Genomic DNA, 16,578 nt, shown 5'->3' on the forward strand with positions numbered 1-16,578 from the left:
TTCCGGGGGGACCGAGTGACGCTACGCGGGCGGTTGACCACAGCCTTCCTGGCGGTGGCGCTCGGCCCGGTGGTGCTCGGGGTGATGTTCGTCGGGGCGACCGTGGCGGCGGTCGACTCGAGCCGCTCCACCGAGCGCCTGGCGGTGGCCGCCGCGACCGTGCGCACCTCCGTCGCCGCCCTCTGCCAGCAGTTGCGGGCCGCCGCCGACGCGGTCGCCCTGGCCGGCGACCGGCCGGCCGCCGCGAGCCAGGTGGTCCGCCGTGGCCTGGCCGCCGCTGTGCGGGTCGCCGACGTCACCGGCCGGGTCACCTACGCCAGCCCCGGCGGCCCCGCGGAGCCCTGGCGGGGCTGCGCCGACCCGCCGGCCGCCGGGCCGGTGCGGGCGCTGGCGGCCCGGGCCGAGCTGCGCGACCAGGCCGGCGGGCCGCTGGGCACGGTCACCGCCGCGCAGCCGGTCGACCCGGCCTTCGTGGCGCGCCTCGCGGCCGTGACGGGGGTGGCGGTCACCCTGCTCGACGACGCCGTGGCGCCCGTCCGGCTCGCCCACAGCACCGAGGCGACCGGCGTACGCGACGCCGTGCTCGCCGCCGCCGGCACGCTGCACGGCGAGCGGGTCGCCGAGATCCCCGACGGCCGGTACGTCCGCCTGGTCAGCCCGTCCGCCGGGCAGCCCCTGCCGCTGGTGCTCTCGGTCCCCAGCGAACAACCACGCGGCCTGTACGTCGCGCTGGGCTCGGCGGTGCTGGTGGCCACCCTGCTGGCCGTGGTGGCCGCCTGGCGGCTGGCCCGGGTCACGACCCGCCCGCTGGTCGAGCTGGCGGGCGCGGTGGACCGGGTGGCGCGTGGCGACCTGACCGCCCGGGTGCCGGTGCGCAGCCGGGACGAGATCGGCCGGCTGGCCGGCGCGTTCAACCGGATGACCCGCGAGACGGGCACCTACGTGGCGGCACTGACCAGCAGCCGCGACCAGCTGCGCGGGCACCTCGCGGTGCTGGGGGACACCCTGGCCAGCACGCACGACCTGCAACGCATCCTGCGGGTGATCCTGCACAGCGCGATCGCGGCGACCGGCGCCCGGGCCGGGGCGGTGCTGCTCGTCGACGACGGCGGGGTGCTCGTCGCGCAGTGCACCGAAGGGCTGGACGAGCCCGACCCGGCGGACGAACCCTCGGGACCGTTGCGGGTGCCGCTGGGCAGCGGTGTGGTGGGCGCCGTCGCGGCGACTGGGGAGCCGCGCCGGGGGCGGGTGGCGCCCTCCGTCGCGCCGCCGGGGGAGCCGCACTGCCGGACGTACATCGCGGTGCCGTTCGCGGCCCCCGGCACGACGGGCCCGCCCGACGGCACCGCCCGCGACGGGCCCGCCCCGCGCCCCGGGGCGGAGCCCGCCGCCCCGGCCGGGGCGCTCGGCGTGCTGGCCCTCTACGACCGGCTCGGCGCGGACGAGTTCGACGACGACGACCTCGTGACCCTGCGCACCTTCGCCGGCCACGCCGCGGTGGCGGTGGACAACGTCCGGGTGCACGAGGAGGCGCAGCGGCTCTCGCTGACCGACCCGCTCACCGGGCTGTGGAACTACCGCTACCTGAAGGAGTCGATCCGCCGGGAGGTCGAGCGGGCGAGCCGGTTCGGCCGGATGCTCAGCGTCCTGGCCCTCGACCTGGACCGGTTCAAGGACGTCAACGACACGTACGGGCACGCGGCCGGGGACGCCGTGCTGACCGAGTTCGCCCGCCGGGTGCGCGGCGAGATCCGCGAGGTCGACCTCGCCTTCCGGCAGGGCGGCGAGGAGTTCGTGCTGCTGCTGCCGGAGACCGACGCCCGGGGCGCGGCGATCGTCGCGGAGCGGCTCGGCGCGGCGATCCGGGACGCCCCGATCGCCGCCGACGGGCACGGCGGGGCGGCCGTGGCCATCGGCGTCACCGTCTCCGTCGGCATCGCCGTGCACCCCGACCACGGCAGCACCGGCCAGCAGGTGCTGGACGCCGCCGACGACGCCCTCTACGCCGCCAAGGCGGCCGGCCGGGACACCTGGCGCATCGCCGAGGAGCGGGCGGGACCGACGGCGCGGGAGATCCCCGTCCCGGCCGCGGCGGCCACCCCCGAGGACGGTCTGCCGCGCGCCGGCGCTCCCCGCCAGCCGGTGCGGGCCCGCCCCGAAGCGGCCGATCCGGCCGACGCCACCCCGGGGAGCGCGCCGGCCGCGCCCGACCCGGTGCGGCCGGGTCCCTGCGGCGGCGCGTCTTCCGGTCCTCACCCTCCACGACAGAGCCGTGGCCGATAGTCTCGCGACATGTCGGAGCACTCAGCGAACCCCTCATCGGCGACCGCCGCAACCGGTCGCTCCCGCGCGGTAAAGGCCGTCGTCCCGGCCGCCGGTCTGGCCACCCGGTTCCTGCCGGCCACGAAGGCGGTGCCCAAGGAGCTGCTCCCGGTGGTCGACCGGCCGGTGCTGCAGTACATCGTCGAGGAGGCCACCCAGGCCGGCATCGGCGACGTCCTGCTGATCACCGGGCGGGGCAAGACGTCGATGGTGGACCACTTCGACCGCCGCCCCGACCTGGAGGCGCGGCTGGAGGCGAAGGGCGACGCCGAGCGGCTGGCCGCCGTGCGCGGCCCCAGCGAGCTGGCCGAGATCTACACCTGCCGGCAGCCCGAGCAGCTCGGCCTCGGCCACGCCGTCGGCTACGCCGAGTCGCACGTCGGCGACCAGCCCTTCGCGGTGCTGCTGGGCGACGAGTTCGTCAAGCCGGCCGAGCCGCTGCTGCCGGCCATGCTGGAGCTCCAGGCGCGCACCGGCGGCGTGGTGCTGGCCTTCTTCGAGGTCGATCCGGCCGAGACGAAGCGCTACGGCATCGCCTCGGTCGAGCCGGCCGAGGCGGAGCTGACCGACATCGGCGAGGTCGTCCGGGTCACCGGCATGGTGGAGAAGCCCAAGCCGGAGGACGCGCCCAGCAACCTCGCGGTGCTGGGCCGCTACGTGCTGCCGGCCAGCGTCTTCGACGCGATCCGGCGCACGGAGCCGGGCAGCGGCGGGGAGATCCAGCTGACCGATGCCATGGAGCTGCTGCGCAGCGAGGGCACCCCGGTGCACGCGATCGTCTACCGGGGCACCCGCTACGACACCGGCATGCCGCTGGGCTACCTCCAGACCGTGGTGCAGATCGCCGCCGAGCGCGAAGACCTCGGTGCCGAGTTCCGCAAGTGGCTGGCCGAGTTCGTCAACTCCGACGCGTCGGGCGTGACTGGTACATGACAGCGTCGGCCGACGCCGAGGCGGCCGCGAACGAGTTGACGCCGCTCGCCGACTACCTGGGCAGCGTGCTGCGCAGGTTACGCGCGCTGCCTCCGCTCGACCTCGACCTCACCCAGGCGCACGGCAACGTCCTCGCCGAGGACGTCGTCGCGCCGCACTCCTTCCCGGCCTTCGACCAGTCGGCCGTGGACGGGTACGCGGCCCGCTGGGAGGACATCTCCGGAGGCGGTCGGGGCGTGGGCTACGTCCCGACCCAGTCCGGCGGGCCGGGCGGGCGCAACGTCCGGCTCAACGTCGTCGGCGACCTCGGCGCGGCGAGCTGGCGGCCGGTCCGGCTCACCCCGGGCGCCTGCTTCTCCGTCGCCGCCGGGGCGCCGCTGCCGCTCGCCGCGGACGTGGTCGTCCCGGTGGAGTGGACCGACCAGGGCATGGCCGCCGTGGAGATCTTCCGGGTGCCCAAACGGGGGTACGGGGTGCGCCGGGCCGGCGAGGAGCTGCCCGCCGGCACCCTGCTGGCCCGGGCCGGCACCTACGTGTCGCCGGCGCTGGTGGCGGTCTTCGCCGCCACCGGCATCGGGCACGTCGTGGTCCGGCCCAGCCCCCGCGTGGTGATCGTGGCCACCGGCGACGAGCTGGTCGACGTGGGCCGGGGCAGCCAGCCCGGCCAGACGGTCGACGCCAACTCGCACGCGCTGACCGCCGCCGCGGCCGAGGTGGGCGCCCTGGCGTACCGGGTGGGCATCTGCGACGACGATCCGGAAGGGCTGCGCGGGTTGCTGGAGGACCAGACGCTGCGCGCCGACCTGATCATCACCACCGGCGGGACCGGCACCGGGCCGGGCGACATGGTGCGGCGGATCCTCTCCCGGCGGGAGGGCAGCCGGGCCGGCCCGGTCACCTTCACCGAGGTCGCGCTCTACCCCGGCACCTCGCTCGGTTTCGGCACGGTCGGCGCCGAGGAGGTGCCGGTGGTCTGCCTGCCCGGCGACACGGGCTCCGCCCTGATCGGCTTCGAGGTGCTGGCCCGCCCGGCGATCAACCTGCTGGCCGGGGCGGAACCGGTGTTCCGGCCCAGCGTCCGCGCGCACCTGCTGGAGACGATCTCGTCCCCGGTGGGGCTGCGCGAGTTCCGCCCCGCGCACGTCGCCGAGCGGCGCGGCGGCGGCTACACGGTGCAGCCGCTCAACGGTGGCCCGTACACCCTCTCGGGGCTGGCCGAGGCGAACGGGCTGATGGTGCTCGGCGAGCGGGTGACCACCGCGGCGGCCGGGTCCACGGTGGATGTCCTCCTGCTGGACCGGCGTCGGTGAGCGCGAGGAGTGAGCTTGCGAGCCCCGCAGTCGCGAACGGAAGGTCAGCTCGGTGAGCGCGAGGAGTGAGCTTGCGAGCCCCGCAGTCGCGAACGGAAGGTCAGCTCGGTGAGCGCGAGGAGTGAGCTTGCGAGCCCCGCAGTCGCGAACGGAAGGTCTGTTCCGTGAGTCTGTTCGGGGTCGGGCGGGCGCCGGGGTGGCCGGCGGTGCTGGCCGACGGGCCGGTGCTGCTGCGGCCCTACCGGCGTTCGGACGCCGCCGCCTGGTCCGAGGTGCGCCGCGCCAACCGGGAGTGGCTCGCGCCGTGGGAGTCGTCCGTACCGGGGAGCTGGCACGAGCTGAACTCGCCGGCCGCGTTCCGTTGGGTGTACCGCGACCAGCGCCGGTCGGCGCGCACCGGCGAGGGGATGCCGTTCGCCGTCTGCCTGCGCGAAGACGGCCGGGATCGGCTGGTCGGCCACCTCAACGTGGGCAGCATCGTGCGGCGGGCGTTCTGCTCGGCGTACGTGGGCTACTGGGTGGACTCCCGGGTGGCCGGTCGCGGCGTCATCCCCACCGCGATGGCGCTCGCGGTCGACCACGCGTTCGGGGTGGGCGGGCTGCACCGGGTCGAGGTGAACATCCGCCCCGAGAACCGGCCGTCCCGGCGGGTGGTGGAGAAGCTGGGCTTCCGCGAGGAGTCGTACCACGTGCGCTACATGCACATCGACGGTGCGTGGCGGGACCATATCGGATACGCGATGACCAGCGAGGAGGTCGCCGCCGAGGGTGGGCTGCTGGCCCGCTGGCACCGGCTGCGCGCCACCACGGGGTGAGCCGTCCCACGCACGGGATCGGCGCGGCGTGTCAGCATCCGCGTCCACGGCCCGTAACCTCAAGTAACTGCAAGCTGTGGCAAGCGCTGCTCCACCCGTACGATCCGCGCACCCGACCACCATCGGTGGAAGATCCTGCGGCCGGGCGGCGGTTGCTCCGAATTCGGTGACGGGAGGGGTGAGGGTGCCGACCTCGGTGCTCCTCGCCGTCCTCGCCGCTGCCGGCCTGCTCGCCCTCGCCCCGGCGCTGGTTCGCCGGTACGACGCCACCGAGCGGCTGGTGGCGGAGCGGGCGCAGTCGACGGCGCGGGTGCTCCAGCGCCGCCGGCGGCGCCGCACTGTGCCGGGGCACCGTCCGGTGCACCCGCCCCGCAGCCTCGTCATCACCCTCAGCGAAGACGCGAACACGGGTGGGCTCTCCGCGCCGGTCTCCGCGCCCCCTGCCACGCGCCGGTCGAAACGGCTGCGCGCCGTGCCGCCGGCCCCCCGCAAGGGCCGCCGCCGGCCGCCGCCCCGCCGACAGCACACCCCCGCCGTCTACCGCCGCCGCCGGGTGCTCGCCGCGCTACTGCTGCTGAACTTCGTCGAGCTCATCGGCGTGATCGTGGTCAGCCCCGGCTTCTGGATCAGTTTCGGGGTCACCGCCGCGCTGCTGGTCGCGTACGTCGTACACCTGCGGCGGCTGGCGCTGGCGGATCGCCGGCGGCGGCGGGCGCAGGCCCGCGAGGCGGCGTGGCTGGCCGCCCGGCAGGCCGAGGTGCGGCGGGAACAGGCCCGCCGGGCGGCGGCCCGCCGCGAGGCGCAGCGCCGCCTGGCGGCCCAGCGTGAGGTGGTACGCCGTGCCGCGATGGGCCTGGACCGCCCGGCGGACCTGCCGGCGGCGGCCAACGGCGGCTCGGTCTCCTACCGCCGCTCGGGTGGCCTGCGCGGTCGCCCCTACCAGTCCGGCCGGGGCTCCCACTCGGCCTGACGGCCACGTCTCGCTCTCGCCTGATGCGCCGGTCGTGGCCGGCGGTCGGTCCGGCCCGCCGCGCGTCAGTTCGGGGCCGGCAGGCGGTAGACGGACACGTGCGACCGCGAGTCGGCGGTGAACTCGGCGCCGGACCAGTCCGCGTGCCGGCTCTCCAGCTCGAACCCGGCCAGCTGACCCATGAGGTCCAGCTCCGCCGGCCAGATGTAGCGGTGCGGCGACCGGAACAGCCGGGCGTGCGTGCTCTCGTCGAACCGGAAGTGGTGCGACACGACCTGCTGGCGCAGCACGTCGTAGGTGTCCAGGCCGATGTATCCCGGCTCGGACGACCAGACCGTCGCCTCCTGGCCCGGTGGGAGCTTGCGCAGCTCCGGCACCCACAACTCGATCACGAACCGGCCGCCCGGGGAGAGGTGGCGGGCGGCGTTGCGGAAGCAGGCCACCTGCTCGGACTGGGAGAGCAGGTTCGAGATCGTGTTGTAGACGAGGTAGACCAGCGAGAACTCGCCCGGGGCGGTGGCGGTCGCCATGTCACCGATCACCACCGGAACGGTCGCCTCGTCCACCTTCGTCCGCAGCCGCTCCACCATCGGGCGGGACAGCTCGATGCCGCTGACCGGCACCCCGCGCGCGGCGAGCGGGACGGCCACCCGGCCGGTGCCGACAGCGAATTCGAGCGCCGCCCCGCCGTCGGCCAGCTCGGCCAGGCGGTCCACGGTCGGCCCCAGCACCTCAGGGGCGAACATGCCGGTGCCGGGGGTGTCGTAGCGGCGGGCGGTGTCGTCGTTCCAGACGTCTTCCTGTCGCATACGCCCCACGCTTCCCACCGCAACCCGCGATGTCCACCGACTTTCGCGCCGATCGGCTCCCCTCCGCCGCCTGCCCCGGGACCCTCCTTCGAGATCTTGGTGGCTGGCGGCCCCCGGAGGGGCCGTTTCGTGCCAAGATCTCGGCGCGCGGGGGGTGGATTCGCGGCGGGGGCGGTGAACCTGTTAGCCTTGGCGCCGGCCCGCCCGGTGAAAGCCGGGTGGGACCGATGCCGGTCCGCCGGCGGAGGGGTTGTGGCGCAGTCCGGTAGCGCACCTCGTTCGCATCGAGGGGGTCAGGGGTTCGAATCCCCTCAACTCCACCCAGCTCAAGGCCGTTTCCGCCCGTCGGAGACGGCCTTTTTCGATCTCGTACGGCAGCGGAGTGCAGCAAACGGCAGCCAGGTCAGGGCGCATAGCCGGGGTCGGCGACGGTCTCGGCGATGCGGGTGAGCCAGTACTGGTCGTTGGCGCGAGATTCCGGACTGGCCTCGGGGTTGAGGATGCTGCGCAGAAATTCGGCGACGTCGTCGAGGTGCCGCTCGCTGCGGTAGTAGCTGAGCAAGGTCTGTCCGGCCGGCAAGGGATTTGCCACCTGCGGGCACCCGGGCGCCTGGCCGGCCGGCGAGTCGGGTCAGTCAGGCCACGGCGCCTGTCAGCGGCCCGCCGTCACGGCTTCACCGCCCGGGTGGCGAAGTAGCCGGGCAGCCAGCCGGCGGTGGCGTCGGAGTGGTGCGGCGCCTCCTCGAAGCCGACGATGACGAAGCCGGCGGCGAGCTGACCGCCGATCTGCGCGGTCATCGTGTGGCTGTACTCCAGCGGTGCGTCCGCGCCCCACAGGCGTTCGCGTTCCGCCGCCGGGACGTGGGTCAGGTCGCTGTACGGCAGCCGGTGGCGCACCACCAGCTCGCCGCGCTGGTCCAGCGCCTCGTTGTCGAAGAGGAAGACGTCCGGGTTGAGGAAGCCGGACAGCAGCGTCCCGCCCGGTCGCAGCACCCGGAAGCACTCCCGCCAGACCGGCGCGAGCTCGGGCACGAACAGGTTCGACACGGGGTGGAAGACCAGGTCGAACGAGGAGTCCGGGAACGCCGACAGGTCGCGCATGTCCCCGAGGACGGTGCGCAGCTCCAGGCCGTCCCGCCGGGCGACCGATTCGTCCTGTTCGAGCTGACGGGGCGAGTTGTCGAAGACGGTGACCCGGGCCCCGGCGGCGGCCAGCGTCGGGCCCTGCTGCCCGCCGCCGGAGGCCAGACACAGGATGTCCGTGCCCGCGAGGTCGGCGGGGAACCAGGAACGGTCGACGGGCTGGTAGCCGATCAGGACGACCGACCAGTCACCGGCCCGCGCCCTGGCGATCGTCTCGCTCGATACGGGGCGTGACCACTCGTTGCCCTGCTCGACCTGCCGGTCCCAGGCGGTGCGGTTGTGTGCTACCGGGTCAAGAGGCATGGCCTCACGTTACAGAGCTGGACTGACCAGGCTGGGCGCGCTATGCCGCGCCACCGGTGTTCAGGATCAACTGCCGGAGAACCTTGAGGGTCGCGACGTAGTCCGCGTCGTCGATGCCCTTGTGGATGCGGGCCCGGATTGCCGGCCGCGTGCTGTTTGAGGCTGACTCGGGCGTCTTCTCCGGCCGCGGTGATCCACAGTCTTTCTTCCTCGTCGCGGGTCAGCCACCCGCGCTCCAGCAGAGCCTCCGCCTCGACGTCCAGATCGTCTTCGGCCCTGAGATACGAGCTCATCGCCCGTCGGAGCTCAGGAAGTGTCATCCCGCGTGGACGCACCCCGGCACGCGCCCGGGAGCGCCGATGACAGAGTGGTACTCGTGGGCAGTGCGACCGAGCGCGAGATTCGCTGGGTTGAGTCGGCTTGGCAGCGTCGGATCACCAGGGTGCGGCGTCTCACGGGTGGTTGCACGTCCACCATGCTTGGCCTGACCGGACACGACGGCGAACAGGCTGTACTCCGACTGATGACGAAGGAGCCGTGGCGCCGACACGCTGCCGGGCTGCTTTCCAGGGAGGCGGCTGTCCAGCACCAACTGCAACGGTCATCGATCCCAGCGCCTCGAAGTGTCGCCCTCGATCTGTCCGGGGACTCCGCCGGGGCACCGGCACACCTCATGTCCTGGCTGCCCGGGCGGCTGTGCCTGACCTCTGCCGCGGACGGCATCCTGGAGGCGATGGCGCAGGTCCTCGTCAGCATCCACCAATTCGCGCCCGGCCGGGACAGGCCACGGCAGTACCAGTCCTGGGCGGCGCCGGACAAACGAGTCGTGCCGCCGTGGGCGCAGCGGCGACAGCTCTGGCTTCAGGCGTTCGAGTTGCTGGACCAACCCGTACCGGCCTATGCCGGTACGTTCCTGCACCGAGATTTTCATCTGGGGAATCTGCTGTGGTCGCAGGGGCGCGTCAGCGGCGTCGTGGACTGGGTCGAGACATCGTGGGGACCGGCGACCCTGGACGTGGCACATGCCGCGACCTACCTGGCGATGTTGCACGGCGTTGAGGCTGGAGCCAGATTCACGAACGCGTACCGTCGCCGGGCTGATGACCGTCATGACGAGGACGGGTGCCGGTACTGGAACGTCATGGACATTGTCGGCTACCTGCCGGACCCGGTGAAAGTCGTCCAGCCATGGCGCGACTCTGGACTAAGCATCAGTGACGACCTCGCTCGCAGCCGACTCGAGCAGCGGCTTGAGCACGTTCTGCGAGCTCACTGACGACCTGACCGGCTCCCGCTCGGTGCCGCACCCGCCCACCCACCATGGCTGCGACGCTGACGCGCCCGGACTCACCATGGAAACGACCATTGCCTCGTCGGTGCGGCCTCCCGCACCGACGAGGCAACGCCTTGACGCCGCTACCTACTTGACGATCGTGACCGTCGCCGAGCGGTAGTTCCTGCCGTTCTTCTCCGGGTCGTAGCCCTTCTCGACGTTGCCGGAGGCGTCGACCGAGAACCAGCGGAACGTGGTGGTCCCGGTGACGCGGAAGACCTGCCCCGGCTCACGGAACTCGGTGGCCTGGTAGCGCGGCGATTGGAGGGTGGGCCGGCTGCCATCCGTCGTGTAGTAGATGGTGGCCGGCTCGCTCGTCTCGAAGCGCACGTCGACGGACCCGGTGTACCTGCCGCCGCCAGGGACGAGCTCGGACGTCGGCTTCTTCTTGTCCTTGCCCCACTCCGCCGCGATCCGGAACATCTCCATGATCCCGTTGGCGTACTCCATCGTCTCGGAGTGGCCGCTGACGAGCGCCGGATTGCCCTCCCACGCGGGCTGGAACGAGCCGCCCTGCCAGTTGCCGGTGGCCGGGTTGTAGATCGAGCCGCCGACCTCCCAGCCGAAGGAGTAGATCCCGTAGGTGTGGTACATGTCCTCACGGACGTTGCCCGCGGAGGAGTACAGGACGTCCGACGAGCCGCCGACGTTCTCCGGCGTGACGACGGTCTCCCGGTACGCCTTGACCTGCGACAGGATCCTGCCGGCCGACTGCCAGTAGAACGCCTCGTCGCCCAGCGGCGGACGCGGCGTGGTGACCCGGCCGTCCGCGATGTAGGCGCCGGGCTGCCAGAACAGCTGGCCGCCGTTGGAGTGCACCGACATCATGAACTTGATGTTCGAGTACTTCTCGACCAGCCAGACGATGTTCTTCGACTCGGGCTCGGACAGCTTCTCCGGCCCCTGGTAGGTGCCGCTGGTGCAGACCGTCGACCCACCGGCGTAGCCGTCGTGGCCCGACCCGACCCGGTAGTTCCGGTTCAGGTCGACGCCCCACGAGTTGCGGCGGTCCGGGTCGGCGTTCGCGTCCTCGCAGTGGTTCGTCAGGTTCTTACGCTGCGAGGCGTAGTTGTAGAAGCTGTAGTTCGCGCCGTCGGGGTTGTTCGACAGGACGAGGAAGATGTCCGTGTCCTGGACGATCTTCTTCGTCTCCTGGTCGGTCTTGTAGTTGTGCACCAGGCGCTCGGCCGTCTCCAGCGTCGTCGTCGCGGGCACCCACTCGCGGGCGTGGTCCTGGGCCTGGATCAGGACACCGGGGTTGCGGCCGTCGCGGTGCTTGCCGATCCGCAGGACCGGGATGGTGGCCTCGCCGCGGGGCACCTCGCCCTCCGGCGCGCCGACGCGCTTCTGGTCGAGGAAGTCGCTCAGCGCGACCGGGGCGGACGTCGGCACGACGAGCCCGGTGCCCGCGTTGCTGCGGTACGGGTGCGCCCGGTCGATCAGGCCCTGGGACTGGGTCTCCAGTGCCGCCGCCACCTGCGCGGCGGTGCTGGCGAGCGCGCCGTTGGCGTCCTTCGCGAGGAGGACGCGGACCGCCTTGCCCGACACGTCGACGCCGAGCGGGAGGCCCGCCCCCGGCCGCTCCACGAATTCGACGGTGACGTCGTTGCCACCCTCGTGGCCCCACGCCGCCGAACTGACGACGACCGCCGCCTGCCCGGTACCGCCGATAGTGGCCTGCGACTTGCGCTGGTAGCCGTTCGTCTTGTGCGGCAGGTAGACGATCTCGGCGATGTCCGGGTACTGCCGGGCGATCTCCTCGGCGCGGCTGAAGAGCTGCTGCGGATGCTTGTAGCCGTCGATGAAGTCCGACCTGTAGCCCGGGTTGTCCGTCAGCGGCGGCGGAGCGCCCTCGAGCCAGTTGGAGACCTTGCCGGTGGTGACGCCGCCGGTCGAACTGGTGACCTTTATCTGGTCAGGACGCGCGTCGAGCTTGAACAGGTTCCGGTGGAACATGTACTGCCCGGAGTCGACGAAGCGGCTCATCGTCCGGGCGGAGCCGAACGGCGTACCGACGCCCGAGTCGTTCTCGAGCTGCATCAGGACGATCGGGTTGGTCTGTCGACCTTCGGTGGTCCGTGCCTCGACGTAGAGAAAGCCCTGGCCCTTCGTGGTGAACCAGTCGGCGCGGACGACCCGTACCGTCGCGGCGTTCGCCTCGGTCACCTGCGCCGGCTGGGCGAGCGGCTGGGCGGCCCGCGCCCCGGCGGCCCGGAAGCCGCCGTCGGCCACGTCGCTCCAGGTGAAGCGCTCGTTCTCGCCGAGGATCCTGACGCCCATCGCCTTGAGCTCGGCGACCTGCCCGGCGTCCACGTGCGCCTCGCCCTCGATGCCGTCCGGCACGCGCGTGAGGCCGTGATCGACGTCGTAGCCGGCGGCCACCACCTTGTCGAGCATGTCGGATCCGGTCAGCTTGATGCGTACGTGGTTCGACTCGTGATCCGCGTGGTGGGCTTCTTCGGAGCCCGTGGCGGTGGGCTTCGCGGGGTCCGCGCCCGCAGGCGCGGTCGCCACGAAAGTGGTTGCCACCAGGGCGGACATCGCGAAGAACACGATGCGTGGCTGTCTACCTCGCATGCTCCCCTCCTTCTGTCTGTGGCCGTCGGTGATGTCGCGGCCGGCCCGAGCGCGGGCGGGACCGTATCGATCCATCCAGGAATGGTCATGCTGCGCCCGCCCACGACGAGCCCGGCTTCGACGGATCGCGTCGGAGGATCGTGCCGGGTGCGAGCGGGCCGGGTGCGTCGGATGCAGTGCGTCGTGTGTCCGCCCACGGCGATCCAGGCCTCGACGGGTCGCGTCGAGGACCGTGCGGAGCATGGGCGGAACTGAGGCGGCGGAGGCGTCTTTTACGTCGACGACGTGGCTTGACCTGGATCTTTGCATCGCCTGAGCCGTTTGATCAACCCTCTGCTGCGACGGCCAGAGGGAACCTTGAGGATTCGGTGTGCCGGCCAGCGCCGCAGGTGGCGACCGTGACCGGCGACCACCACGACGGTGGCGCCGTCGAGAGCGACCGGACGAAGGCCTACGGGCGCAGGTCGACCGAGACGTGCCCGGACAGGGCGCGGAGGAAGTCGGGCGCGTCGAAGATCGCGCCGGCGGAGGCGACGCCTACGGTCCTGGTCCGTCCCGTGAGGACACGGTCGACGGCCTCCACGGCGAGAGGCGCACTGACGGCGTAGATGTCCTGGCCGCTCGCCACGGCACGTCGCCGCACGCCGCCGGAGCGCACGACGGCGTCGACGACGAAGGTCTGCGCGGACCGTCCGCTGTCGTCGACCGCGGTCGGTGCCGGTGTCGCCGGGGCCGCCAACTCGCCGGCCGCCTCGACCGTCATGTAGGTGCAGACCTCGGGGACGGCCAGGTGGCTGGGGACGGTGACGATGTCGGCCATGCTGAACTCGCCGATCACGGCCCGGGTTCCCATCGGCTCGGGGAAGGGCCACCGCACGGCCGGCGGGGCGTCGTCGCGGTACTCCAGTCGTCCCCGGCTGAAGCGGACGCGCCGGCCGTCCCTGCGCTGCCGGGAGACCGTGCCGGCGGCGCGGGTGCCGGGCGTGGGATGCCAACCGCTCAACCCGTACGCGATGTGGGCCTCGTCGGCCGCCGTCCAGTCGCCCATCGCCGCGGTGACCAGCAGGTCGCCGAGGCCGCCGAAGAAGGCCATCGCGGGGACCACCACGGTTCCCGCCGCACGGGCGCGATCGGCGAAGCGCGTGAAGGTGTCGAGATTGGCCTCGATCTCGGCCGCCACGTCCACGTACGGGATCCCGGCACGCAGCGCCGCCTCGATCACTCCAGCGGCGGTCACGGCGAAGGGCCCGGCGCAGTTGACCACCGCGGCCGTGCCGGCCAGCGCGCGGTCGAGCGAGGCCGGGTCGTCGACCGAAGCCGGCCGGATGTCGAGACCGGGACAGGACGCCGCGAGCGCCCGCAGCTTGTCCGCGTCACGTCCACAGAGCAGCGGTACGAACCCGCGGGCGCGCAACTCCGCCACCACGAAGCGCCCGGTGTGCCCGTACGCGCCGAAGACCGCCACCGTCCGACCCGATCCCATCAGCTCTCCCAGCTTCCGTGCCTGATTGATCAACTCCGCTCATCCTGGTGGCGGTGGACCGGAGGCGCGAGTGTCTGGAACGACACCTCCCGTACAGTTTCGGACATGGCTACCGTCGCGCTGGCCGTCACCGACGGGATGCTGCACTTCGAGCTGTCGCTGGCGTACGAGGTCTTCGGCGCCGACCTGACCGGCGTGGTCGACCCCTGGTACGGCGTCACCGTGTGCGGACCGGGCGCGGTGCGGGTCGGCCGGTTCCGGCTGGAGCCCGACTACGGGCTCGACCAGCTCGCGCACGCCGACACGGTGATCGTTCCCGGGTGGGTCGACGTCGACGTGGACCCACCCGCCGACCTCGTCGACGCGGTGCGCGCGGCCCACGAGGCGGGCGCGCGGGTGGCCTCCCTGTGCACGGGCGCGTTCGTGCTGGCTGCCGCCGGCCTGCTGGACGGCCGACGGGCGACCACGCACTGGGCGCACACCGAGGCCCTGGCGGCCCGTCATCCCCGGGTGCAGGTCGATCCGGACGTGCTCTACGTGGACGACGGCAGCGTGCTCACCTCCGCCGGCAAGGCCGCCGCGATGGACCTGTGCCTGCACCTGGTCCGCCTCGACCACGGCTCGGCGGTCGCCAACACGCTCGCCCGCCGCCTGGTCGTACCCCCGCACCGGGCCGGCGGCCAGGCCCAGTACGTCACCGCCCCGGTGCCCGACCAGGACGACCATCCGCTCGCCGAGCTGTTCTCCTGGGCGATCGAACGGCTCGACCACGCGTTGACCGTGGAGGACCTGGCCCGTCGGGCGAACATGAGCTCGCGCAACCTGGGCCGCCACTTCCGGTCGGTGGCCGGCACCACCCCGCTGCAATGGCTGCTGACCCAGCGGATCCGGCACGCCCAGGAGCTGCTGGAGACCACCGGCGACAGCATCGACGCCATCGCGGCGGCCACCGGCATGGGCACCGCCGCGACGCTGCGCCGGCACTTCAACCGCACCGTCGGCGTGCCCCCGGACACCTACCGCCGCACCTTCCGCAGCACCCGGCCCGGCGCTCGATGACGAGCCACCACGGGGCCAGCGCCGCCCTGCTCCGGCCGCCCACCTGACCCGCGTACCGGTGGCCGCCTGCGGTCGCCGGGCGAGGTCACACGCGCGCCGGGCCCCTCCGGGCGGCGGTAGGCAGGGGCCGCAGGGTGAGCACCTCACCGAGCCCGTCGACGTGGGTCAGCCTGGTGGCGAACGCGGCGCTCAGGGCGCGGCGCAGGTAGTCCAGCACCGCCGGCCCCGGAGTGAGCGGCGCCGATCCGGTGTCGCCCGTGCCGACCAGGTGCACCTCGCGGGCGAGCCGTCCGGAGGTGTTGACGAACCGGCAGAGGTCGTCCCACCGCAGGTACCGCCAGAAGTCGACGCTGACCACCGCGTCGAGGCTGCCCGGCGGGATGGGCGGGTCCATGCCGACCAGGTGGTAGTTCGTCGGTCCCGGCGGGGCGGCGTAGTCGAAGGTCAGTGCCCCGGCCGGCAGGTCGACCTGGTCGCTGCCGGTGCCCACCCACAGCACGCGGGGGCCGGGCAGGCGGTCGGCGAGCCGGTCGAACGCCGGCCCGATCCGGCACGTCGCGTGCCGCGCGCAGTCGGTGGCCGCGGAGCGGTAGTACACGATGCGCTCCAGCGAGTCGTACACGTCCAGCAGGCCGTAGAACTCCCACTCGATCACGTGGTACTGCCCGGTCAGCAGGCTCCGGTTGGCCGCGAAGTCGGCGAAGTTGCGGTCGGTGTTGCGGTGGTGCGGGAGGTGGAAGGCGCGGGCCTCGTCGTCGAAGGCGAAGTTCAACCCGGTCACGCCGAGGTGCCGGTGCACCCGGTAGAACAGCTCGATGTCCTCCAGGCCCCAGCGCAGCCCGGAGCGTTCGTCGAACCCGCCGGTCCGGTCGAACAGGTCGCGGGCGAGCGAGATGTTGTGGGTGTAGGCGAGCGCCCAGCCCGCCCGGAGCCACTCCGGCCCCGGCGGCTGGCCGTGCGGGAAGCGCAGGTCCCCGGCACGGTCCGCGCGGCGGCGGGGGACGTCGGTCATCTCCCGGTCGTCGAGGGCGGCCTCGACGTGTTCCAGGCTCAGCTCGTCGCGCCGGCCCATCAGCACGGCGGGCCGGCCGGCGACCGCGTGGTGGGCCAGGTGGCGCTCCAGCAACTGCGGGGAGGCGTACGAGTCGGCGTCGAGGAACAGCAGCAGCGGCGCCCGGGTGTGCCGTACCGCCTCGTTGCGGGCCGCGGAGCGCCCCCGCCGTCGGGGAAACTCCAGCAGGCGGAGGTCGAGGCCGGCGGCCGCCTCGACGGCGTCGGCGTAGCCGGCGGGGGAGCCGCCGTCGCGGATGACGACCACCTCGAAACGCTCGGGGCTCACCGTCTGCCGGGTCAGCGACCGCAGCGTCAGCGCCAGGCACTGCGCGTCCTGGTAGGTGGGTATGACCACGCTCAGCTCGACCGCGTGGTTCGTCCGTGCCGCCATCCGACTTTCCTCCGTCATAGGTGATCCCCTGTGGGTCGGGGTGCCGGCACGTGCCGGCACCCCGACCCACAGGGGAT

13 protein-coding genes and 1 tRNA gene are annotated in these 16,578 nt (G+C 73.0%); 8 read left to right on the top strand and 6 right to left on the bottom strand.

Features of this window, described 5'->3' with window-relative positions; all coding sequences use genetic code 11:
* Positions 1–15: 15 nt before the first annotated feature.
* The 5 genes from RM555_RS05125 (at position 16) to sepX (ending at position 6,350) form a co-directional block, all read left to right on the top strand.
* Complete coding sequence (locus tag RM555_RS05125) at positions 16–2,283, top strand: diguanylate cyclase (protein ID WP_311410675.1); 2,268 nt, start codon at positions 16–18, stop codon at positions 2,281–2,283.
* A gap of 9 nt (positions 2,284–2,292) precedes the next feature.
* Positions 2,293–3,255: a UTP--glucose-1-phosphate uridylyltransferase gene (locus RM555_RS05130; RefSeq protein WP_311410676.1), complete on the top strand. Its 963-nt coding sequence runs from the start codon at positions 2,293–2,295 to the stop codon at positions 3,253–3,255.
* Positions 3,252–4,565, top strand: coding sequence for a molybdopterin molybdotransferase MoeA (locus RM555_RS05135; protein ID WP_121396714.1), 1,314 nt, complete (start codon positions 3,252–3,254; stop codon positions 4,563–4,565). The genes RM555_RS05130 and RM555_RS05135 overlap by 4 nt, the downstream gene beginning before the upstream one ends.
* A 164-nt stretch (positions 4,566–4,729) precedes the next feature.
* Entirely contained in the window at positions 4,730–5,380 is a 651-nt protein-coding gene (locus RM555_RS05140; protein ID WP_311410677.1) for a GNAT family N-acetyltransferase, read from the top strand.
* Between the two features lie 178 nt (positions 5,381–5,558).
* Positions 5,559–6,350 (top strand): divisome protein SepX/GlpR, encoded by a 792-nt coding sequence (gene sepX, locus RM555_RS05145; protein WP_311410678.1) that lies wholly within the window; start codon positions 5,559–5,561, stop codon positions 6,348–6,350.
* Between the two features lie 65 nt (positions 6,351–6,415).
* On the opposite strand, the gene RM555_RS05150 is transcribed toward sepX, so the two are convergent.
* On the bottom strand, positions 6,416–7,159 hold the full coding sequence (locus tag RM555_RS05150) for a class I SAM-dependent methyltransferase (RefSeq protein WP_311410679.1): 744 nt from the start codon (positions 7,157–7,159) through the stop codon (positions 6,416–6,418).
* Between the two features lie 246 nt (positions 7,160–7,405).
* Here RM555_RS05150 and RM555_RS05155 point away from each other — a divergent pair.
* Positions 7,406–7,479 (top strand) — tRNA-Ala (locus RM555_RS05155).
* Positions 7,480–7,562: 83 nt separating this feature from the next.
* Here the strand turns inward: RM555_RS05155 and RM555_RS05160 are convergent.
* Both RM555_RS05160 and RM555_RS05165 read right to left on the bottom strand, forming a co-directional pair.
* Positions 7,563–7,751 (bottom strand): hypothetical protein, encoded by a 189-nt coding sequence (locus RM555_RS05160; protein ID WP_311410680.1) that lies wholly within the window; start codon positions 7,749–7,751, stop codon positions 7,563–7,565.
* A 74-nt stretch (positions 7,752–7,825) separates the two neighbouring features.
* Positions 7,826–8,605, bottom strand: coding sequence for a class I SAM-dependent methyltransferase (locus tag RM555_RS05165; RefSeq protein ID WP_311410681.1), 780 nt, complete (start codon positions 8,603–8,605; stop codon positions 7,826–7,828).
* Positions 8,606–9,047: 442 nt separating this feature from the next.
* Between RM555_RS05165 and RM555_RS05170 the strand changes: the two genes are divergently transcribed.
* Positions 9,048–9,881 (top strand): aminoglycoside phosphotransferase family protein, encoded by an 834-nt coding sequence (locus tag RM555_RS05170; RefSeq protein WP_396888693.1) that lies wholly within the window; start codon positions 9,048–9,050, stop codon positions 9,879–9,881.
* A gap of 144 nt (positions 9,882–10,025) precedes the next feature.
* Here the strand turns inward: RM555_RS05170 and RM555_RS05175 are convergent, their stop codons facing one another.
* Entirely contained in the window at positions 10,026–12,515 is a 2,490-nt protein-coding gene (locus RM555_RS05175; protein ID WP_311410682.1) for a M14 family metallopeptidase, read from the bottom strand.
* Between the two features lie 451 nt (positions 12,516–12,966).
* Positions 12,967–13,998 (bottom strand): saccharopine dehydrogenase family protein, encoded by a 1,032-nt coding sequence (locus RM555_RS05180; protein ID WP_311410683.1) that lies wholly within the window; start codon positions 13,996–13,998, stop codon positions 12,967–12,969.
* Positions 13,999–14,103: 105 nt separating this feature from the next.
* Here RM555_RS05180 and RM555_RS05185 point away from each other — a divergent pair, with 105 nt between their 5' ends.
* Positions 14,104–15,057 (top strand): helix-turn-helix domain-containing protein, encoded by a 954-nt coding sequence (locus RM555_RS05185; protein ID WP_311410684.1) that lies wholly within the window; start codon positions 14,104–14,106, stop codon positions 15,055–15,057.
* Between the two features lie 85 nt (positions 15,058–15,142).
* On the opposite strand, the gene RM555_RS05190 is transcribed toward RM555_RS05185, so the two are convergent.
* The gene (locus RM555_RS05190) at positions 15,143–16,501 is read right to left on the bottom strand and encodes a glycosyltransferase family 2 protein (RefSeq protein ID WP_311410685.1); all 1,359 of its coding nucleotides are present in this window, start codon (positions 16,499–16,501) and stop codon (positions 15,143–15,145) included.
* Positions 16,502–16,578: the final 77 nt, after the last annotated feature.

Origin of the sequence: Micromonospora reichwaldensis (genome assembly GCF_031845925.1) — a bacterium.
Taxonomy (GTDB): domain Bacteria; phylum Actinomycetota; class Actinomycetes; order Mycobacteriales; family Micromonosporaceae; genus Micromonospora; species Micromonospora reichwaldensis.